The 18805-nt window shown below is 59.5% G+C and carries 21 protein-coding genes; 11 read left to right on the forward strand and 10 right to left on the reverse strand.

Features of this window, described 5'->3' with window-relative positions; genetic code table 11:
* Positions 1-3 precede the first annotated feature (3 nt).
* The gene (gene xerD / locus ACMX25_RS09665; RefSeq protein WP_414949510.1) at positions 4-927 is read right to left on the reverse strand and encodes a site-specific tyrosine recombinase XerD; all 924 of its coding nucleotides are present in this window, start codon (positions 925-927) and stop codon (positions 4-6) included.
* A gap of 47 nt (positions 928-974) precedes the next feature.
* Positions 975-2219 carry a tRNA epoxyqueuosine(34) reductase QueG gene (gene queG, locus ACMX25_RS09670; RefSeq protein ID WP_414949511.1) on the reverse strand — a complete coding sequence of 415 codons (1245 nt, stop codon included), beginning with the start codon at positions 2217-2219 and terminating at the stop codon, positions 975-977.
* Between the two features lie 17 nt (positions 2220-2236).
* Between queG and tsaE the strand changes: the two genes are divergently transcribed.
* A complete protein-coding gene (gene tsaE, locus ACMX25_RS09675; protein ID WP_414949512.1) occupies positions 2237-2803 on the forward strand; it encodes a tRNA (adenosine(37)-N6)-threonylcarbamoyltransferase complex ATPase subunit type 1 TsaE in 567 nt (188 codons plus the stop codon).
* The gene (locus ACMX25_RS09680; protein WP_414949513.1) at positions 2785-4350 is read left to right on the forward strand and encodes an N-acetylmuramoyl-L-alanine amidase; all 1566 of its coding nucleotides are present in this window, start codon (positions 2785-2787) and stop codon (positions 4348-4350) included. The genes tsaE and ACMX25_RS09680 overlap by 19 nt, the downstream gene beginning before the upstream one ends.
* 82 nt (positions 4351-4432) lie before the next feature.
* Here ACMX25_RS09680 and ACMX25_RS09685 read toward each other — a convergent pair whose 3' ends face one another.
* Together ACMX25_RS09685 and ACMX25_RS09690 are read right to left on the reverse strand one after the other, a co-directional pair.
* Complete coding sequence (locus ACMX25_RS09685; RefSeq protein WP_414949514.1) at positions 4433-5317, reverse strand: EamA family transporter; 885 nt, start codon at positions 5315-5317, stop codon at positions 4433-4435.
* Positions 5318-5574: 257 nt separating this feature from the next.
* A complete protein-coding gene (locus ACMX25_RS09690; RefSeq protein WP_414949515.1) occupies positions 5575-5844 on the reverse strand; it encodes a hypothetical protein in 270 nt (89 codons plus the stop codon).
* Positions 5845-6024: 180 nt separating this feature from the next.
* Between ACMX25_RS09690 and ACMX25_RS09695 the strand changes: the two genes are divergently transcribed.
* Complete coding sequence (locus ACMX25_RS09695; protein ID WP_414949516.1) at positions 6025-6921, forward strand: pirin family protein; 897 nt, start codon at positions 6025-6027, stop codon at positions 6919-6921.
* 149 nt (positions 6922-7070) lie between these two features.
* Positions 7071-7919: a thioredoxin gene (trxA, locus tag ACMX25_RS09700; RefSeq protein WP_414949517.1), complete on the forward strand. Its 849-nt coding sequence runs from the start codon at positions 7071-7073 to the stop codon at positions 7917-7919.
* A gap of 135 nt (positions 7920-8054) precedes the next feature.
* Here trxA and ACMX25_RS09705 read toward each other — a convergent pair whose 3' ends face one another.
* Together ACMX25_RS09705 and ACMX25_RS09710 are read right to left on the reverse strand one after the other, a co-directional pair.
* A complete protein-coding gene (locus ACMX25_RS09705; protein WP_414949519.1) occupies positions 8055-8915 on the reverse strand; it encodes a tRNA threonylcarbamoyladenosine dehydratase in 861 nt (286 codons plus the stop codon).
* A gap of 2 nt (positions 8916-8917) precedes the next feature.
* On the reverse strand, positions 8918-9139 hold the full coding sequence (locus ACMX25_RS09710) for a hypothetical protein (protein ID WP_414949520.1): 222 nt from the start codon (positions 9137-9139) through the stop codon (positions 8918-8920).
* Between the two features lie 117 nt (positions 9140-9256).
* On the opposite strand from ACMX25_RS09710, the gene pdxH reads away from it, so the two are divergent.
* The 3 genes from pdxH (at position 9257) to ACMX25_RS09725 (ending at position 12477) form a co-directional block, all read left to right on the forward strand.
* Positions 9257-9913, forward strand: coding sequence for a pyridoxamine 5'-phosphate oxidase (pdxH, locus tag ACMX25_RS09715; protein ID WP_414949521.1), 657 nt, complete (start codon positions 9257-9259; stop codon positions 9911-9913).
* A gap of 204 nt (positions 9914-10117) precedes the next feature.
* Positions 10118-11332, forward strand: a complete 1215-nt coding sequence (locus tag ACMX25_RS09720; RefSeq protein WP_414949522.1) for a class I SAM-dependent methyltransferase — start codon at positions 10118-10120, stop codon at positions 11330-11332.
* Positions 11333-11406: 74 nt separating this feature from the next.
* Positions 11407-12477 carry a DUF72 domain-containing protein gene (locus ACMX25_RS09725; protein WP_414949523.1) on the forward strand — a complete coding sequence of 357 codons (1071 nt, stop codon included), beginning with the start codon at positions 11407-11409 and terminating at the stop codon, positions 12475-12477.
* A 54-nt stretch (positions 12478-12531) separates the two neighbouring features.
* On the opposite strand, the gene msrA is transcribed toward ACMX25_RS09725, so the two are convergent.
* Positions 12532-13092, reverse strand: a complete 561-nt coding sequence (gene msrA / locus ACMX25_RS09730; RefSeq protein ID WP_414949524.1) for a peptide-methionine (S)-S-oxide reductase MsrA — start codon at positions 13090-13092, stop codon at positions 12532-12534.
* A gap of 254 nt (positions 13093-13346) precedes the next feature.
* Between msrA and ACMX25_RS09735 the strand changes: the two genes are divergently transcribed.
* Positions 13347-13856: a flavin reductase family protein gene (locus tag ACMX25_RS09735; protein ID WP_165092496.1), complete on the forward strand. Its 510-nt coding sequence runs from the start codon at positions 13347-13349 to the stop codon at positions 13854-13856.
* Between the two features lie 14 nt (positions 13857-13870).
* Here ACMX25_RS09735 and ACMX25_RS09740 read toward each other — a convergent pair whose 3' ends face one another.
* Complete coding sequence (locus ACMX25_RS09740; protein WP_414949525.1) at positions 13871-14377, reverse strand: Lrp/AsnC family transcriptional regulator; 507 nt, start codon at positions 14375-14377, stop codon at positions 13871-13873.
* A 140-nt stretch (positions 14378-14517) separates the two neighbouring features.
* Positions 14518-15354 (reverse strand): IclR family transcriptional regulator, encoded by an 837-nt coding sequence (locus ACMX25_RS09745; protein ID WP_414949526.1) that lies wholly within the window; start codon positions 15352-15354, stop codon positions 14518-14520.
* Between the two features lie 99 nt (positions 15355-15453).
* Here ACMX25_RS09745 and ACMX25_RS09750 point away from each other — a divergent pair, with 99 nt between their 5' ends.
* Positions 15454-16644 (forward strand): acyl-CoA dehydrogenase, encoded by a 1191-nt coding sequence (locus ACMX25_RS09750; protein ID WP_414949527.1) that lies wholly within the window; start codon positions 15454-15456, stop codon positions 16642-16644.
* A 117-nt stretch (positions 16645-16761) separates the two neighbouring features.
* Here the strand turns inward: ACMX25_RS09750 and ACMX25_RS09755 are convergent, their stop codons facing one another.
* On the reverse strand, positions 16762-17403 hold the full coding sequence (locus ACMX25_RS09755; RefSeq protein ID WP_414949529.1) for a peroxiredoxin: 642 nt from the start codon (positions 17401-17403) through the stop codon (positions 16762-16764).
* Positions 17404-17802: 399 nt separating this feature from the next.
* On the opposite strand from ACMX25_RS09755, the gene ACMX25_RS09760 reads away from it, so the two are divergent.
* Together ACMX25_RS09760 and ACMX25_RS09765 are read left to right on the forward strand one after the other, a co-directional pair.
* Positions 17803-18105 carry an ElaB/YgaM/YqjD family protein gene (locus ACMX25_RS09760; protein WP_299708871.1) on the forward strand — a complete coding sequence of 101 codons (303 nt, stop codon included), beginning with the start codon at positions 17803-17805 and terminating at the stop codon, positions 18103-18105.
* Between the two features lie 234 nt (positions 18106-18339).
* Positions 18340-18720 (forward strand): phage holin family protein, encoded by a 381-nt coding sequence (locus tag ACMX25_RS09765; protein ID WP_414949530.1) that lies wholly within the window; start codon positions 18340-18342, stop codon positions 18718-18720.
* The last annotated feature ends 85 nt before the right edge of the window (positions 18721-18805 follow it).

The raw sequence follows: 18805 nt of genomic DNA on the forward strand, positions 1-18805 counted from the left end.
CATTTAACCGCGCGGATGATGATCGTGATGCAGCGTCTTCAGCCGCTCGCGTGCGACGTGGGTGTAGATCTGCGTGGTGGAAATATCCGTGTGACCGAGGAGCATTTGCACCACGCGTAAATCGGCCCCGTGATTCAGCAAATGCGTGGCGAACGCGTGCCGCAAGGTGTGAGGTGAGAGCGGCGCGCGCACATCGGCTGTGAACGCGTGGCGCTTGATGATGTTCCAGAACTGCTGGCGCGTCATGCCTTCGCCACGCGTGGTGACAAATAGCGCATCGGCGGCGCGCGCACCAAGCAACGCCGGCCGCGACTCGCGCAAATATCGCTCGATCCAGTCATGCGCAACCGCTCCGAACGGGATCAGGCGCTCCTTCGAGCCCTTGCCCATCACGCGCACCACGCCTTCGTTCAAGCCCACTTCCACCGTCTTCAGCGTCACGAGTTCGGTCACACGCAGGCCGCTCGCGTACATCAACTCGAGCATGGTCCGGTCGCGAAGCCCAAGCGCGGTTTCCACATCGGGCGCGTTCAGCAACGCTTCGACCTGGGCTTCGTTCAAGGTCTTGGGAAAGCGCGGGGCCTGTTTGGCCGAACGCAGCTTGAGCGTAGGATCGGCGAGCGCGCGATGCTCTCGCAATGCCCACGCGTAGTAGCGTCGAAACACTGACAACCGCCGGTTCGCAGACGTCGCTTTGTCCGCGCGACGGGCGGCGAGATAGCCGTTCATGTCGGCTTCGGTGGCGGTGTCCACGCTGCCGCCGTGCGTCGTCGATAACCACTCGGAGAACAAGCGCAAATCGCGCCGGTACGCTTCGAGCGAGTTCTTGGCGAGACCATGTTCCAGCCAGAGCGCGTCGCAAAAAAGATCGATCGATGCACTGCTCGACACGAGTTCCGGCGCGCGTTCTGCCTCGGTCACTTCCATTGATTTTTCCTGTGGGCGTGAAGTCAATCGTGAGGTCATGTGTGAATTCATGCTTCCTGGCGCAGCGCCCATTCGACGTGTTCCCGGAGCAGACCTGATTCATCCGCGGCGCGAGCATTCAACGCATCGCGTATTGCCAAGCGCTCATCGGCGCCCAACGCTGGCGAGCGCAACGCGTTGCCCATCGCCACCGCAATATTACGCAACCATTGCTCGTGTCCGATACGGCGGATCGCGCTGCCCTGCATGCGTTCATCGAAATCACGGGCGCTCCAGCCAAACAGCATCACGAGCGACGCGCGATCGAGCCCGTGGCGTACATCGAAATCCGCGACCGGCGCCGCCTGCGCGAATTTGTTCCACGGACATACGAGCTGGCAATCGTCGCAACCATAAACCCGATTGCCGATCAGCGGCCGCATGTCTTCGGGAATGCTGCCTTTCAACTCGATGGTCAGATACGAAATGCAACGGCGCGCATCCACGCGATACGGCGCGACGATCGCCCCGGTCGGGCATACATCGATGCAACGTGTACAGCTTCCGCAATGCGCGCCGTCGTGTTCCGGCGCTTGATCGGGATGGGTCAAAGCATCAGCGGGCAGCGGAATATCCACCAGAATCTCGCCGATAAAAAACAGCGACCCGGCATCGCTGTCCAGCAACAACGTGTGTTTTCCACGCCAGCCGTTGCCGGCCTTTTGCGCCAGCTCGACCTCGAGAACGGGCGCGGAATCCGTGAATACGCGATACCCGTACGCGCCAATCTCGGCTTCTATGCGCTCGGCCAACTGCTGCAAGCGGTTACGCATGACCTTGTGATAATCACGGCCGCGAGCGTAGACCGACACAACCGCCGCCGCTGGATCGTCGATTCGAGCCCATTCCGCCGCGCGCCAGTCCAATGCCTGACCGTCGGCTGTCGCAGCACTTTCGCGCGCCTTGCCGTCGAGCGTCGATGCCGGCAGATAGGCCATTCGAACTGTAATAACACGTCGCGTGCCGGCCACAAGCTCGGCCGGCCTTGCGCGTTTCATCCCATATTTGGCCATATAATCCATCTCGCCGTGATAGCCTGCTTCGAGCCACGAGGCCAGGCCTTCTTCGGCTTCCGTCAAGTCGGCGTCGCTCACGCCGACTGCAGCGAACCCCAGCTCGCGCCCCCACGCCTTGATGCTTAGCGCGAGTTCAGCCAGCGCGGCTTCGTCGTCAAGTCTGAAGTGGCGCGTGTCCGCGACGGCGTCGTCTGACGCGCTCTCGCGTTCCACAGGGTGTTCCGGCAAACGGTTCATCACGACATTTTACGAGAATGCCCAACAGCCTCACTCGATCGTTTGCAAACACTCCCGCCGCGCTGCTCGAACGCCGCTTCGACCTGCCCGACGAAGACGCGACGCTCGCCTTCGGTAGCCGCTTCGCGCAGGCGATCCTGCAGGCTCGTGGCCTCGACAATTCACACCATTCGCAGGCCCCGAACGAACGGTTTCCCGGTTTGCAGGTCCAGTTGATCGGCGACCTGGGCGCGGGCAAAACCACGCTGGTGCGCGCAACGTTGCGCGCACTCGGTCATGCGGGCCGCGTGCGCAGTCCCACTTACACACTTGTCGAACCCTACTCGCTTGCTACGGAAACGGGTCCGCTCGAGCTTTATCACTTCGATCTTTATCGCTTTGCCGATCCAGCCGAATGGGCCGATGCCGGCTTTCGCGAATACTTCGATGCAGGCGCAATCTGCCTGGTCGAGTGGCCGCAACGCGCGGGCGGTTTGCTGGGTGTGCCGGATCTCGAATTCACGCTGGAACAGGAAGGCGAAGGCCGCGTGCTGACAGCGCGTGCGTTTAGCGAAACAGGAAAGTCATGTCTCGAAAGCTGTTGATCAAGCCGTTTCATTCGATCGAATCGACCGCCACGGCGTCTTACAACTGGCGGCGGCGCCAGGTGCTGCGCGCGGGTGCTTCGACTATCGCGCTCGCGTTGCTCGGGCCGAAGCTTGCGTACGCGAGTTCGGTGCTCGGCGTGCGCGTGTGGCCTGCCCGCGATTACACGCGGGTTACGATCGAGTCCGATCAGCCGCTGCAAAACACCCAGCAACTGCTGCAGGGTCCGGACCGGCTCGTGGTCGACCTGAATGGGCTCGACCTCGATCAGGAACTGAAGGATCTTGTCTCGAAGATCACGCCGAACGATCCGCAGATTCAGTCGGTGCGCATCGGCCAATATCAGCCTCATGTGGTGCGGATGGTGTTCGACCTGAAGGGGTCCGTGAAACCGCAAGTGTTCACCTTGACGCCGATTGGCAGCTACAAGTATCGGCTGGTCTTCGATTTGTATCCGGCCGTGGCGCCCGACCCGTTGATGGATTTGCTCGCCCAGTCCGAGCACAAGCAACAAACGTTCGATCAAACCAATCCCAATCCGACACCCCCGCCCGCCACGCTGAGCGGGCCCGCGACGCCGCCGAAAACGAACGCGCCGGACAACACGGACGAATTTTTCCAGAAGTACGCGCAAGCCGATCAGCCGGGCGCGCCATTGCCGTCCTCTCCGTCTTCTCCATCAATACCCGTTCCGCCTATTGCAGCGGCGCCGAAGCCCCGGCCCACGGTCAAAGCTGCACCGCCTACAGCCTTGGCGAACCAGGACAATTCGTCCAACAGCAACACGAGCGACGACTACGGCTTCTCCAATCCGAAGGGCAGCAAGTCCGGCACAACGCGCCTGCTCACTGTTGCCATCGATCCGGGACACGGCGGCGAAGATCCGGGTGCGATCGGCAGCGGCGGAACGTACGAGAAGCACATCGCCCTCGATGTCGCGAAGAAGCTGCGGGCGAAAATCGATGCCCAGCCGAACATGCGCGCCATGATGACGCGCGACGCCGACTTCTTCGTGCCGCTCAATGTGCGCGTGCAGAAAGCGCGCCGCGTGGGCGCGGACCTGTTCGTCTCCATTCACGCCGATGCATTCACCACGCCCTCGGCGCGCGGTTCATCGGTGTTCGCGCTATCCGACCACGGTGCTTCGAGCGCGGCCGCGCGCTGGATGGCGAACAAGGAAAACTCCTCGGACTCCATTGGCGGCATCAATGTGACGACGCAAGACGCGAGCGTCAACCGGGCATTGTTCGACATGTCGACGACCGCTCAGATTCGCGACTCCATGCGCTACGGCAATTTCGTGCTCAACGAGATTGGCGATATCAACAAGCTGCACAAGGGCTCGGTGGAACAAGCTGGTTTTGCGGTGTTGAAAGCGCCGGATATTCCGTCGATCCTGGTGGAAACCGCGTTTATCAGTAACCCCGAAGAGGAGCAGCGCCTGAACGACGATGCTTATCGCGACAAGATGGCTAACGCGATCATGAAGGGCATCAAGCGTTATTTCGCGGCCAATCCGCCGCTCGCAAAGAGCCGGATGACGTAAAGAGCCAGGTTCGCTCGCGGGCCTACAAACAGGTAAAGGCCGAGCGAACCAATCGCCCGGTCTTTACCCACCGGCTTTCGGCCTAACGCGCCGCCGATAAAAACCGCTGCCTCAACCACCCGCCGAACACATTCACGACCAGTCCGACCATCACCAGCACCGCCCCCACGAATTGCATCGGGCTGAGTCCTTCATCGAGCAGCAATGCCGCTGATGCCAGCCCGACAATGGGCACGAGCAACGAAAACGGCGCGACCTGACTTGCCGGATAACGCGCCAGCAGCTTTCCCCACAAGGTGTAGCCAAGCATCGTCGCGATGAATGCGAGATAGACGATCGCCATGACCGACGTGAGCGAAATGCCCGACAAGCTGGCCGAAATGCGCGCGGGCCCCTCAACCATCAGCGAAAGCACGAGGAACGGCAGCGGCGGCACCAGGCTTGCCCACACCACGAGCGACAACAGGTCGACCTTGCCCATGCGCTTCGTGATGACATTGCCCATGCCCCACATGGACGCCGCCGCGAGCGTGAGCAGGAAGCCGGCAACGGTCATGGCGTGGCCCGCCTGAGCGCCGATCACAGCCAGCCCGCACGCAGCGATCAGCAAGCCCACGACGTTCGGCGCGCGAAAGCCCTCACCGAGGATCATGGCCGCGAAGATCAGCGTGAAAAACGCCTGCGCCTGCAACACCAGCGACGCAAGCCCGGCCGGCATGCCAACGGACATTGCGTAGAAAAGCAGCACGAATTGCCCGAACGAGATAGTCGCGCCATAAGCGAACAGCCAGCGAAACGGGATGGCTGGGCGCTTGACGAAGAACACGGCCGGGAATGCGACCAAGGCGAAGCGCAAGGCGCCAAGCAGCATGGGTGGAACGCCGTGCAAGCCCACCTTGATCACGACGAAGTTCACGCCCCAGGCGAGAATGACAATCAGCGCGGACAACAAATCCTTGGGCGACATCGCCGTCTCCGTGAGTTTTTTCGAAGCTGTGTTCAGGATCAGACCGGAGTCCCGAAGCCCCGAGTCAAGATCGAACGCAATTCGACACTGTAGCGGACGATTTTGCAAATGCGCTGCACAAACTCACGTCATAGACCATTCGGATAAGGCGATCTCTCGTGACGGACCAACGAAAAAAGCGCTTGCGCCGGTCAGGGCACAAGCGCTTTCTATCTGAAACGTTACCTCTTGAAACGAAATGCCCCGGGCGTCCCAAACTACTTGCTTTGACCGTTTTCCGTCGCGGCACTGGCGCCCGTTTCCACTGCGGGTGTTTTGCTCGGGTTAGCCGACTGCCCGACCGACGACTGCGGGTTCGCGTGCTTGCGCATCTTGTGCTTTTTCATCGGCGCGGAAGCGGCATCGGAAGAATCAGCGCCTTGCATTGCCGGCGCGGTCGATGAATCGCCGTTCGACGTTTGGGCGTAGGCGCCGCTGGTGGCGAACAGTCCGGCGGCTATGGCGATCAAAAGCGTGTTCTTCGTCATGGTGAAACTCCTGTTTAGGCTAGGTGAAAAAGGTCCATCGCAAAGGTGTATCGAAATGGTCCGTCGAAAGTTGCACGCTTGAACGCCCTGCCGAATGGCCTATCGCGCGGATACCGCTTGCGTACTTCCACACGGTGCCCAGTAGAATTGCAGTTCCGAGCACGCAACCCGGACGTCCTTATGTCTTCCACAATCCAAGCGTTCCTCAAGCCGCATCAGCACGACGTCGGTAACCTCATGGTGCGTCGGGTACTGCCTGCACTGGCTGCCCGTACTATCGGACCGTTCATATTCTTCGACCATATCGGCCCTGCAACGCTCGTGCCCGGCGTCGGGCTGGACGTGCGCCCCCACCCGCACATAGGCCTCGCGACGGTCACGTATCTCTTCGAGGGGGCGATCATGCATCGCGACAGCGTCGGCTCGGTCCAGAAGATCTCGCCCGGCGACGTGAACTGGATGACGGCCGGCGGTGGCATCGTGCATTCCGAGCGCACGCCCGACGAGGAACGCGCCGCCGGGCAGACCATGCATGGCATCCAGACGTGGGTTGCGTTGCCCGTCGCGGAAGAGGAGTGCGCGCCGTCATTCGAGCACCATCCGGCCGCGACGCTGCCTCAAATCGAAAGTAATGGCGTGATCTTGCGGGTGATTGCCGGCAGCGCCTTCGGCGAAACGGCGCCGACCACGACGTTCTCTCCCACCCTCTATGTCGCGGCGCGATTTTCGGCGAACAGCGCCGTGACACTCGACACGGAGCATGAGGAGCGCGGGGTGTATCTGCTGGAAGGCGATCTCTCCATTGACGGAGACGTGCTCCCCGCCGGACAGATGGCCGTTTTGAAGCCGGGGATTTCCGCCGATCTGCGCAGTACGGAAGGCGCCATCGCAATGCTGCTGGGCGGCGCGCCGCTGGACGGCCCGCGCTTCATCGAGTGGAATTTCGTCTCGAGTTCGAGGGAGAAAATCGAGGCAGCAAAACTGGCGTGGAGTGAACAGCGGATGGGCCAGGTCCCCGGTGAAACCGAATTCATCCCGTTGCCGCCGCCGCGCCGTCAAGCCAATCCGCCTGAATAGACGTCAAGCTTGAGACTGGTGGGACTTAGGATCCGGACCCCAAGCCTTCAACTGAATCAGGCACGCACCCGGTTGAACTTGGCCGGCTTGCCCCAAGATAATCGTTCATCTCGAATTGTTCATCGTTTAAGCGTTTTTGGAGGAACACCATGGATACAACACTCGCCACGTTCGAACAGGACGTAATCGCCGCGTCCACGCTTGCACCGGTGCTCGTCGATTTCTGGGCGCCGTGGTGCGGTCCATGCAAGACGCTCGGCCCAATGCTCGAACGGCTGGAAGCAGAAGGCGCGGGCAAGTGGAAGCTGGTGAAGGTCAACGTAGATGAAAATCCGGAACTGGCGCAGCACTTCCAGGTGCGCAGCATTCCGCACGTGGTCGCGTTCGCGGACGGCCATGCCGTTGACCAGTTCATCGGCGTGCTGCCGGAAGGCCAGTTGCGCGAGTTCATCGACAAGCTGGTTCCGGACGGTGCGGAAGCCGAGCGGCGTGCCGCCCATGCGGCGTACGAGGCCGGCGACGCCGATCTCGCTATCGACCATATCAAGGCAACGCTGGCGCTGGACCCCGGTTATGACGACGCGCGGCTGGACTTGATCGAGTGGCTGCTTGCCGCGAGCCGGACCGACGAAGCACGCGATGAAGAGAAGCTGCTGTCGCCAAAAACCACGCAAGGAATCGATGCTCGTTACAACGCGCTAAAGACCGAACTGGACGCCGCCGATGCGGCCGAGAGCCTGCCGCCCGCCGACGCCCTGATCGACGCCGTAAACGCCAATCCGGACGATCTGGAGGCCCGTTTCGCGCTGGCCAACCGGCTGATTGCCGGCCGCGACTACAACGGCGCGCTGGAGCAATTGTTCGCGATCGTGACACGCGACCGCAAGTTCATGGACGACGTGGGCCGCAAAACCATGCTGTCGGTATTCGGCCTGGCGGCGCATCAGCCTGAAGTGGTTTCGCAATGGCGGCGTAAATTGAGCGCGGCGATTAATTAACGGAAACCGACGCGAATTAACGCATTAAGCGTCTGAAGCCAGAAACCTTTCAAATAGTTTAATTTGATATAGACGAGCAGGGCACCGTGAAAAATGGCCGCTTGAAAGCGGCCATTTTTTTAACTGAAGCGACGTTCAAGCCCGGCCCGCGATATTTCTTAATACATAGGCCGCGGCGGCGAATCCGAAACTCGCCGTCACGCAGACACTCGATCCAAACCCCGCGCAATTCAATCCAACCGGTCCCGCGACGGCAGGTAGCGCATCGTCCGATCCGGCCACTTCGCCGGCATCGGGAACGGGTACTTCCGGGTAGATCAGCGGCTCGTCGGAATAGACCGCGCTCACCTTGAACTTCACTTTTGGTCCGCGCGGAAAGCCGTGCAATTTGCGCAGTTGCCCGCGCACTTTCGAGAGCAGCGGGTCCTGGATCGTGAGCGCCAGATCGTCGATACGAATCCGCGTCGGATCGAGTTGCCCACCCGCTCCGCCAACGGTGATCAATGGTTGCCCATGCTCGACGCACCACGCAATTAGCGCGGTTTTCGTACGCACGCTGTCGATTGCATCAATGACGAAATCGAAACCGCCGCCGAGCACCGAATCAAAATTCGCGGGCTCGATAAAATCCTCAACCTGCTCCACGCGGCATGCCGGATCGATCAGGTGAATCCGCTCGGCCATCGCGCTGACCTTCGCCTTGCCGTAGTTGCCATCCAGCGCGTGGACCTGGCGGTTCGTATTGCTTTCGGCCACGTTGTCGAGATCGATCAGAGTCAAACGCCCAATCGCATTGCGCGCGAGCGCTTCGACCGTCCACGAGCCCACGCCGCCAATCCCGATCACCGCAACATGCGCGCGTTCGAACGCCGCGAGCCCGGCCGGGCCATACAAGCGCGCCACGCCGCCAAAGCGCCGGGCGCGGTCGGCGGCTTCAAACTCCGGCGCGGTGGAGGTAAGATTTAAAGTGTCGGCGGAGGCAGGAAAAGCGGTCATGATCAGGTAGCCGGCAGGGTGGCAGAACAAGCAAAAACAAGGCAAGGAAGCATCGGGAAATCGGCAAGCGGCACCGGTCCGCGCTGACGCGCTATCACAACGATAGAACCGGATATCAGCAAGAATTCGCCGAATTGCGTATTCTGCCTTATCGAAGATTGGACGTAAGAAATCACCGGCCAGTTTTTGAAAGCAAAATGAAAATAAGTGCCGAATTGGGTCAAATTCTGTCGCCCGGGAAACATGATCTAAATCATTCAAGATCAAAGGGACGTTGGCAGTAAAGCGCAGAATTTGACGACCTTGGCTATACTAATGCGATTGAAGCGTTTGCATAAAAAATGACGACCCTCGCTGATCTTCGAAAGAATTATTCCGTCGGATCGCTGGAAACATCCGACGTGGATCCCAACCCGATTCGACAATTCGAAGCGTGGTTCGCGCAGGCGCTCGACGCACAATTACCCGAACCCAATACCATGACGCTCGCGACTGTGGACGAGCATGGACGCCCATCGGCACGCATCGTACTGATCAAGGGCGTAGACGACCGGGGTTTCGTTTTCTTCACGAATTACCTCAGCCGCAAGGGTCATGAACTCGCGAGCAACCCCGCCGCGAGCCTGCTGTTTTACTGGATCGAACTCGAACGCCAAGTGCGTATCGAGGGCTCCGTCGTCAAGACAAGTCCGGAAGATAGCGATGCGTATTTCGCGTCGCGCCCGCTTGGATCGCGAATAGGCGCGTGGGCGTCGGAGCAAAGTGAAGTGATCGAAAGCCGCGCGGTGCTTGAAACCCGCGAGCGCGAATTGGTTGCGAAATACGGTGACAACCCGCCGCGTCCGCCACATTGGGGCGGCTACCGGCTCGTCCCCGACACCATCGAATTCTGGCAGGGCCGTCCGTCACGGTTGCATGACCGTGTCGTCTATAAACGTGCTGCACACACGCTTGGGGCGAACGGCCAGCAATGGCAAATCGTCCGCCTATCGCCTTAGCCTTAGCAAGACTTCTACTTTCACCGGGTTCCTCGTGAACCCGTATTGACTGAACCGGCATTCATCCGCGTCTCGTTGCGGCGTGTGCGGGCGGTGAGGGTGAGAGAGAAAGGCGAGACGGAAAGGTATCGCGAGCAATGTGGAAAACGTGCAGTGCAATCGAACCGGTTTAGCTTCATTTTCATCTGAGCGCGGAGAACGAGCATGTTTTGGGAGAAAAAGCTGACGCAGTGGGTGCAGGACATCCGGGACCGGGCCAACCTGCCCGCCCGCTTGGTTCTGTGGGATGGACAGCAACATGACTTCGGAAGTTTCGCGGCGCCGCAAGTCACACTACATGTGAAGAGCGCGACCGCCCTGCCCTATCTGCTCGAACCGAGTCTCGACAATCTCGGTGAAGCCTATGTGAAGGGCAAGATCGACATCGAAGGCAAGCTGTCGGACATCATCAACATTGGCTACGGCTTGGCCAAGAACACGGTCACGAGCGCGAGCAAGCTGGCGCGCGTGCGGCGCTACTTCAATCATACGAAGGCGTCGGACAAGAAGGCCATTCAGTACCACTACGATGTATCGAACGAGTTCTACGAGCTGTGGCTCGACAAGAACATGGTCTACTCGTGCGCGTATTTCGAGAATGGCGATGAAGACCTCGCGACCGCGCAGATCAAGAAGATCGACCACATCCTCACGAAGATCCAGTTGCAGCCGGGCCAGCGTCTCCTGGACATCGGCTGTGGCTGGGGAGCGCTCGTCTTGCGCGCCGCCCAGAAATTCGGGGCGAAATGCGTGGGCGTCACGCTCTCGCAGAACCAGTTCGACCTCGCCACGAAGCGCGTGAAAGACGCCGGGCTGGAAGGCCAGATCGAGATCCGCCTGCAGGATTATCGCGACGTGCAAGGCCAGTTCGACCGGATCACCAGCGTCGGCATGTTCGAGCACGTCGGCCGCAAGAACCTGCCCGGCTACTTTGCCAAGGTGCGCGATCTGCTGGTCGACGACGGCATTGCGATGAACCACGGCATCACGTCGACTGACTTCGATAGCGGCGAGACAGCGCTTGGCGGCGGCGAGTTCATCGACCGCTACGTGTTCCCAGACGGCGAGCTGCCGCACATCGGGCTTGCGCTCGAAGCGCTGCAGAAAGGCGGCCTGGAAGCCGTCGACGTGGAAAGCCTGCGCCGTCACTACGCGCGCACGCTCGACATCTGGGCGGAAAATTTCGAGGCGAAGGCGGAGCAGGCGAAGGCGCTCGTCGACGATGAAAAATTTCGCATCTGGCGCGTGTATCTTGCGGGTTGCGCGTACGCGTTCGAGAACGATGACGTATCGATTTATCAGATCGTGTGCCGCAAGGCCGGGCGCAGCGCGAAAACGCTGCCGTGGTCACGCCGTTATATCTACGATAAACCGCTCTGAGTTCAACGCCTGATTCCGCCGCTGCTCATGAACCCGCATCCGATGACGAACTGGATGCGGGTTCGGAACCGCGCGTGCAATCCGCGCCGCAGGTCAATTTATTTGGCGTGGTGGAAGATCCGGAAACGTGCGCAAGCAAACCTGCTTCTGCTGCCCCATCTCCCGCCAAACCGAAATCACGCGGCGGCGTCTTGCCCGTTGTCGCCGCGCCTGAACATCACGCGTTAGCTCAGCGTCTTCCGGACACCGTTCATATCGGCCCATCGACGTGGTCGTTTCCCGGCTGGCGTGACATCGTCTATGGCGACCAATACTCGTCCCAGAAACTGTCTCGCGATGGCCTCAACGCGCTCGGCGCGCATCCGTTGCTGCGGTGTGTATCGATAGACCGGTCGTTCTACGGGCCGTTATCGGTAGCCGACTATGCGCGCTATGCGAACCAGGTGCCGGCGCACTTTCGCTTCATCGTCAAGGCGCCCGCTTCAGTCACCGATGCCACCGTCCGTGGCGACAAGGGCGCACCCGCCGGCGACAACCCCGCTTTCCTGAACGCGCAAATTGCCATCGATGAATTCGTGCAGCCGTGCATTGCCGGTCTGGGTGAAAAAGCCGGCGCGCTCGTGTTCCAGATTCCGCCGTTGCCGGATGCGCTGATCGTCGATCCAGCCCTATTCCTTGAGCGCTTGTCCGCGTTCCTCAACGCGTTGCCGGCGTTGCCGGGTGAAAGTTGCTACGCGGTGGAATTGCGCGACGCAATCATGCTGACGCCTCGGTTTATCCGCGTGCTGCGTGACGCAAGGGTCCGATATTGCGTCGGCATTCATGCACGCATGCCCGATCCACGGCGTCAGGCAAAAGCGCTCGCGCTGCTGGACGAAGGTGGGCTGGGCCCGCTGATCGTACGCTGGAGCTTGCACGGCGGATTCAAATACGAGCAGGCGAAAGCGAAGTACGAGCCGTTCGATAAACTCGTCGATGAAGATCCGGACACGCACGAAGCGCTCGCCGAACTCGCGCTGCGCTACGCGCTCGCAGGGCAGCCGGTGGTGATCGCGGTGAACAACAAGGCGGAGGGTTCGGCGCCGCTGACTTGCTTCAAGATCGCGATGTACCTGGCGGCTGGAATGCCGCTCCCGCGAGAATAAAAAACGGGCTTCGATTTCGCGAAGCCCGCTTTGACTCTACGTGCCACCAAACGCTCAGCGTTTCAGCCGATGCGCGAACTTCTGTCTGAACTTCGCCACCTTCGGCGCGACCACGAACGCGCAATATCCCTGATTCGGGTGCTGCTCGAAGTAGTTCTGGTGATAGTCTTCGGCCGGAAAATAATTGCCGTTCAACGGCGCGACGTCGGTAACGATCTTGCCATCAAAAACGCCTTCCTTCTGCAATTCGTCGATCACGTCCAGCGCGATCTTCCGCTGTTCGTCGGAGTGCGTGAAGATGGACGACCGATACTGCGTGCCAACGTCATTACCTTGCCGGTTGAGTTGCGTTGGATCGTGAGTAGCAAAGAAAATCTCCAGCACGTTGCGATACCCAATCACCGCCGGATCGAATTCCACCTTGATGACTTCGGCGTGCCCCGTCGTGCCGTCGCAGACTTGCTCATACGTTGGGTTTTTCACCTGACCGCCGGCATAACCCGATTGCACCGACAGCACGCCTTCGACGCCTAAAAAAACCGCTTCGGTACACCAAAAACATCCACCGCCAATGGTGGCGGTCTCGCGCTTTGCCTGCGCGTCATGTTGCGTCATGCTGGCTCCTGGTTCGTGTTCCGCGAGAGCTATCAAATGCGTGCGGAAGCCTGTGAATCAACCCTGCCAGCTTACTGGTTTTCGGTTGTCCGCGTTGGCTGTACGGCCTTTAGCACAGAGGCGAACGAGTCGATTCCGATAGAATCGTAACAATCGCAATCCTCCGATGACTTCGAAAACTTCATCCGGCTTATTGTTCAGCTATTGTTTGCCGCCTGGATTCCGCCGATACCGTCGAACCTGATCCCATCCCGATGAAACGCGCTAATCCACCGAATTTCGACGCCACCGCTTTCCGCGACGCCCTCAGCCAGTTTGCCACCGGCGTCACCGTGATCACCACGCGCACCGAGTCCGGCCAGTTGATCGGCATTACTGCCAGCTCGTTCAATTCTGTTTCGCTCGATCCGCCGCTGGTGCTGTGGAGCCTCGCGACCAAATCCGCATCGATGCCAGTCTTCCAGGCCAATAGTCACTACGTGGTCAACGTACTCGCCGCAACCCAAGTCGATCTTTGCAAACGCTTTGCGACGGTCAAGGGAGACCGTTTTGCCGGCGTGTCGCACGCCGCGGGCGACACCGGGATGCCGGTGCTCGATGGCGCGCTGGCTTGGTTCGAATGCCACAATCGCAGCCGTTATCAGGAAGGCGATCACGTGATCTTCGTGGGCCAGGTCGAGCGATGCGGCGTGCATGAGAATGCAGCGGAGATTGCCCCGCTCGTGTTTCAGGCGGGGCAGTTTCATACACTTGGATCGTTGTAACCGGCGCAGTCAGCCTAGGCGGAACCGGACACGCTGCCCGTTCTGTCGATCAGGGCGACCGGCACGCCCGCTTCGTCCTTCATGGTCTGAAGCACGATGTTCGAACGGATATCGATCACACCCGGTGCCTTGTACAGCTTGCTCAGGATGAAGTCCGAGTAGTGCTTGAGATTGTGTGCAAGCACCCGAAGCACGTAATGCGTGTCGCCGGTCACAACAAACGCGCCTACCACTTCCGGCCATTCCCGCACCGCGGCGGCGAATTTCTCGTGCCAGTTTTCCTGGTCGTTACGCATGGAAACGTGGACGAACGCCTCCAGTTCCACGCCGAGCCGTTCCCGGTCCAGACAGGCGCGATAGCTCGCGATTACCCCTTCTTCCTCGAGCAGCCGCATGCGCCGCAGACATGCCGACGGCGAAAGCGAAATACGCTCAGCCAGATCGAGGTTGCTGATACGTCCATCTTCTTGCAGCACCGACAAAATACGGCAATCCGTTGCGTCCAGTGAGAACCCGGTCATTTTTTAGTCTCCCTGCGGCTGTTTCATCGAATTATGTTCTAAGAGCCATGTTTTGGGATGTTATTTCTAAATCACTTTTTGACCAATTTCGACCCGATTTCACTATTAAGCGGCTTTATTCGGGCTCAATCAGGCGTCCTTCACGCCAGTCGCGCCGCTAACATCCGTAGCTTGGGCGCAACAATATTGCGGAAATAGGCTTCATCCATCGACGATGCCGGCCCGCTGCTGCTCAGAACCAGCCATCGCCCGTTGCGAATATCGCGTAAAGGCGCGGCGATCGCGTTCACATCGGCATGCCAGTCGCGAAACGAATAACAACAGCCATCGCGGGCGTAATCGTCGATCGCCTCTTTCGCCGCCTTCACCAGCCGCGCGCCGTCTTCGCCGTTTTTCACCGCTGCCGCGCCGAGTTCTTCGAGCAAAGCCGCCCGCTGATCCGGGTCCTGCACCGCCAGATATGCGCGCCCCATTGAGCTGGTCAGCATCGACAGCCGTGAACCGGGAGCCAGACCCAGTGTCAGCGCCGTCTCGCTGCGGATGGTCTCCAGATAGATCATGTCGAGCCCATCGCGGCATCCTAGCGACACCGCCGCGCCAATTTCCCGCGCCAGAACCCGCATGTGCGGACGCGCCAGTTCCAGCGCATCGGCGCCGGCCAGCAACGCGAAGCCCAGCGACAGCACGCCCGTGTCGAGCGCGTATTTGCCGGCCGGTTCGTCGAAACGCAGATAACCCAGCGTGGTCAACGTGTATGCAAGCCGGTTGACGGTGGCTTTGGGCAGGCCGGTTCTATCGACGAAATCGCGGTTGCCCAGCAAGGTCTCGCCCGGACGGAACGCTCGCAGCATTTCCAGGCCGCGAGCGAGCGCGACGACAAACTTGCGTTCATCGATTCCTTCTGACGAATCGGCAGACTCCGCGGACGATTCGGAAGACGTCGGCGACTCGGAATTCCGGATGGAAGTGCTCGGCATTGGATGCTAGACTCAGTTCTAATTTGCAAAACATTGTTCCGCTTAGCGGAACTAGAGTCAAGTCCGAAAATCGGGAATAGAGGAAACAGGAGAAAGAACATGGCCGATGACGCCCGCTTCAGTTGGGAAGATCCGTTGCTGCTCGACCAGCAACTCAACGACGAAGAACGCATGATCCGCGACGCCGCGCACGCCTATGCGCAGGACAAGCTGCAGCCGCGCGTGCTCGACGCGTTCCGCAACGAACACACGGACGTGGCGATCTTCCGCGAGATGGGCGAACTTGGCCTGCTTGGCCCGACCATTCCCGAACAGTACGGCGGTCCGGGTCTCAACTACGTCAGCTATGGGCTGATCGCGCGCGAAGTTGAACGCGTGGATTCGGGTTACCGGTCGATGATGTCGGTGCAATCGTCACTCGTCATGGTGCCGATCAACGCATTCGGCACTGAAGCGCAGAAGCAAAAGTATCTGCCGAAGCTGGCGACCGGCGAATGGATCGGCTGCTTCGGGCTCACCGAGCCGAACGCCGGCTCCGATCCGGCCAGCATGACAACGCGCGCTAAAAAGGTGGACGGCGGTTTTTCGATCTCCGGGCAAAAAATGTGGATCTCGAATTCGCCTATTGCCGATGTGTTCGTCGTGTGGGCGAAGCTGGAAGAGGATGGCCGCGACCTGATTCGCGGTTTTATCCTGGAGAAAGGCTGGAAGGGCTTGAGCGCGCCGGCCATTCACGGCAAGGTCGGCTTGCGGGCATCGATTACCGGCGAGATCGTGATGGACGAAGTCTTCGTGCCGGAAGAAAACCTGATGCCGAACGTGAGCGGGCTTAAAGGCCCGTTCACCTGCTTGAATTCGGCGCGCTATGGAATCGCGTGGGGCGCGCTGGGCGCGGCCGAAGCGTGCTGGCACATGGCTCGTCAATACACGCTGGATCGCAAGCAGTTTGGCCGTCCGCTTGCCGCGAACCAGTTGATTCAAAAGAAACTCGCGGACATGCAGACAGAAATCACCCTCGGGCTTCAAGGCGTGCTGCGGTTGGGCCGTATGAAGGACGAAGGCACGGCGGCGGTCGAAATCACGTCGATCATGAAACGCAATTCGTGCGGCAAGGCGCTGGATATCGCGCGACTGGCGCGTGACATGCTCGGCGGCAATGGAATTTCAGACGAATTCGGCGTGGCGCGTCACTTGGTGAATCTTGAAGTGGTGAACACGTACGAAGGCACGCACGATATCCACGCGCTGATCTTGGGACGCGCTCAGACAGGGATTCAGGCGTTTTTCTGAATTCGTTCCTATCGGGGTCTTGAAGGTTTCTCAAGGCGGCCGAAAAGCAAAAAAGCCAACGTGTTTCATGCGTTGGCTTTTTTGCTTTTTTGCTTTTTTACGCCTTCCAGCCGGCGCTTACTTCTTGTCCGGCTGCGGCGTCAGGCGCAGATACGGGCGCACAGCCTTGAAACCCTTCGGGAACTTGCGCTTGATTTCCTCCGGATCTTGTAGCGACGGAACGATGATCACGTCATCACCCTGCTTCCAGTTACCCGGCGTTGCAACCGAATGGCTATCGGTCAGTTGCAGGGAATCGATCACGCGCAGGACTTCATCGAAGTTCCGGCCGGTGCTCGCCGGATACGTAATGGTCAGGCGAACCTTCTTTTTCGGATCGATGATAAATAGCGAGCGCACCGTCAGCGTGGCATTCGCGTTCGGGTGAATCATGTCGTAGAGCTCTGACACTTTGCGGTCACCGTCGGCCAGGATCGGAAAGCCGACATTCGCCGCCTGCGTCTCGTTGATGTCCTTGATCCACTCCTTATGCGACTCCACGGTATCGACTGACAGCGCAATCGCCTTCACATTACGTTTCTCGAACTCACCCGCCAGCTTCGCGGTCAGGCCCAGTTCCGTGGTGCAGACCGGCGTGAAATCCGCTGGATGTGAAAACAGCACGCCCCAGTTGTCACCCAGCCATTCGTGAAACTTGATTCGGCCAATGCTGGAATCCTGTTCGAAATCGGGCGCCGTGTCGCCTAGACGCAAGCTCATGATGGTCTCTCCTCGAAGTAATGCACCGCGTGAATCATCGCGCAGTGCAGGTCTGATGTAGGTAGGTTGCAGGGAGCCCGGCAAAAGTTAAAGCATACGGGAGTAGACCTGCACAACGAACGAACATTCCGTCACATCGTCATGCATTTTTGTAATTTTTCGGCCTCGGCCGGAATGTTCTTGGCTGGAGCGTTCACCGTTCGCTGTGAAGTTACACGCCCCGTTCACGTAATGGCTGGCGTGTAAGCGGTGACGCAATGCCCTTTTAAATATCCTTATGACGCTCATCATGACAGCAGGAACAAATCCTGCATAACTTGTTTCAGGGGCCGGATGGGCGCCAATCAGCACCCGCTTCTTTGGTACGATTGGCGTTGCCTCACCTGTTTGGAGCCATCAATGTCACAAATCAATAAGGAGCGATTCATGTCGGATATTAAAACCGTTCTCGCAGACGCCGAAGACCTGTTGAAACAGGCCGCAAGCGCCACAGGCGAGCGTGCATCCGAGTTGCGCGAGACCGCTCTAACCCGCTTGAAACAAGCGAAGGAAAAGGCTGCCGACGCGCAAGTCGTGGTGATCGAAAAGGGCAAGAAAGCTGCTCGTGCCACCGACGATTTCGTTCACGAACGCCCGTGGGCATCAATCGGGATTGCTGCAGGATTAGGCGTGGTCGTTGGTTTGCTAATCAATCGCCGCTAACTCTCACAATTCCAGAGGCCAGGTTAGCCATGGTTCTGGTGCGGTTCGCTATTTGCTGCATTTGCTGCATCAGGGCTAACTTCGCATGGCTGACTTCGCCGGTGAAAATCGTAACCACCTGGGACCGTCGGGGCCTTGCTGACCGGCGTCCAGCTTACTAGACCGGCCGGCGCTGCTATGCGACCCGGCCGGAAACCTTCGCGCCTAAAATAACGCGCTCCTCGCGCTCAAGCCATGACGACAGAAAGGCAATCTCAGCACGATACGCAAGGGCCGTTGCGCCGCATTGTCACTTCCGTGTTCGCCATTTTCGAAACTCGCCTGGAGCTGATCGGCATCGAGCTCGCGGAAGAGAAGGAGCGGTTGATCGGCGTACTGTTCCTCGGTCTGGCCGCCATGATGCTCACCATGATGGCGCTCATCACGCTCACGGTGCTTGTCGCGATTGCGTTCTGGGACACGTACCGGTGGCAGTCGCTGGCAGGGATCACGGTTGCGTATGCGCTGGTTGCAGTGTTTTGCGCAATTCGGGCGCGCGCCGGCCTGCTGAATGCCCCGAACGTTTTCGACAGTACGATTGCCGAATTCAAGAAGGACCGCGACACCTTCAATTAACGTGCGCCAAGGGCTCACCTCATGGCGACGCCCGCGCAGTACGACGAAACAGTATTCATCGACGACTTTCCAAGAGCCCGCCACG

The sequence above is a fragment of the Caballeronia eucalypticola genome (assembly GCF_047608185.1).
In the GTDB taxonomy this organism is placed as follows: domain Bacteria; phylum Pseudomonadota; class Gammaproteobacteria; order Burkholderiales; family Burkholderiaceae; genus Caballeronia.

Excerpts from the sequence above, each read along its gene's own strand:
- xerD (WP_414949510.1), bottom strand. The coding sequence starts at position 927 with ATGGAAGTGACCGAGGCAGAACGCGCGCCGGAACTCGTGTCGAGCAGT.
- queG (WP_414949511.1), bottom strand. The coding sequence starts at position 2,219 with ATGAACCGTTTGCCGGAACACCCTGTGGAACGCGAGAGCGCGTCAGAC.
- tsaE (WP_414949512.1), top strand. The coding sequence starts at position 2,237 with ATGCCCAACAGCCTCACTCGATCGTTTGCAAACACTCCCGCCGCGCTG.
- ACMX25_RS09680 (WP_414949513.1), top strand. The coding sequence starts at position 2,785 with ATGTCTCGAAAGCTGTTGATCAAGCCGTTTCATTCGATCGAATCGACC.
- ACMX25_RS09685 (WP_414949514.1), bottom strand. The coding sequence starts at position 5,317 with ATGTCGCCCAAGGATTTGTTGTCCGCGCTGATTGTCATTCTCGCCTGG.
- ACMX25_RS09690 (WP_414949515.1), bottom strand. The coding sequence starts at position 5,844 with ATGACGAAGAACACGCTTTTGATCGCCATAGCCGCCGGACTGTTCGCC.
- ACMX25_RS09695 (WP_414949516.1), top strand. The coding sequence starts at position 6,025 with ATGTCTTCCACAATCCAAGCGTTCCTCAAGCCGCATCAGCACGACGTC.
- trxA (WP_414949517.1), top strand. The coding sequence starts at position 7,071 with ATGGATACAACACTCGCCACGTTCGAACAGGACGTAATCGCCGCGTCC.
- ACMX25_RS09705 (WP_414949519.1), bottom strand. The coding sequence starts at position 8,915 with ATGACCGCTTTTCCTGCCTCCGCCGACACTTTAAATCTTACCTCCACC.
- pdxH (WP_414949521.1), top strand. The coding sequence starts at position 9,257 with ATGACGACCCTCGCTGATCTTCGAAAGAATTATTCCGTCGGATCGCTG.
- ACMX25_RS09720 (WP_414949522.1), top strand. The coding sequence starts at position 10,118 with ATGTTTTGGGAGAAAAAGCTGACGCAGTGGGTGCAGGACATCCGGGAC.
- msrA (WP_414949524.1), bottom strand. The coding sequence starts at position 13,092 with ATGACGCAACATGACGCGCAGGCAAAGCGCGAGACCGCCACCATTGGC.
- ACMX25_RS09735 (WP_165092496.1), top strand. The coding sequence starts at position 13,347 with ATGAAACGCGCTAATCCACCGAATTTCGACGCCACCGCTTTCCGCGAC.
- ACMX25_RS09740 (WP_414949525.1), bottom strand. The coding sequence starts at position 14,377 with ATGACCGGGTTCTCACTGGACGCAACGGATTGCCGTATTTTGTCGGTG.
- ACMX25_RS09745 (WP_414949526.1), bottom strand. The coding sequence starts at position 15,354 with ATGCCGAGCACTTCCATCCGGAATTCCGAGTCGCCGACGTCTTCCGAA.
- ACMX25_RS09750 (WP_414949527.1), top strand. The coding sequence starts at position 15,454 with ATGGCCGATGACGCCCGCTTCAGTTGGGAAGATCCGTTGCTGCTCGAC.
- ACMX25_RS09755 (WP_414949529.1), bottom strand. The coding sequence starts at position 17,403 with ATGAGCTTGCGTCTAGGCGACACGGCGCCCGATTTCGAACAGGATTCC.
- ACMX25_RS09760 (WP_299708871.1), top strand. The coding sequence starts at position 17,803 with ATGTCACAAATCAATAAGGAGCGATTCATGTCGGATATTAAAACCGTT.
- ACMX25_RS09765 (WP_414949530.1), top strand. The coding sequence starts at position 18,340 with ATGACGACAGAAAGGCAATCTCAGCACGATACGCAAGGGCCGTTGCGC.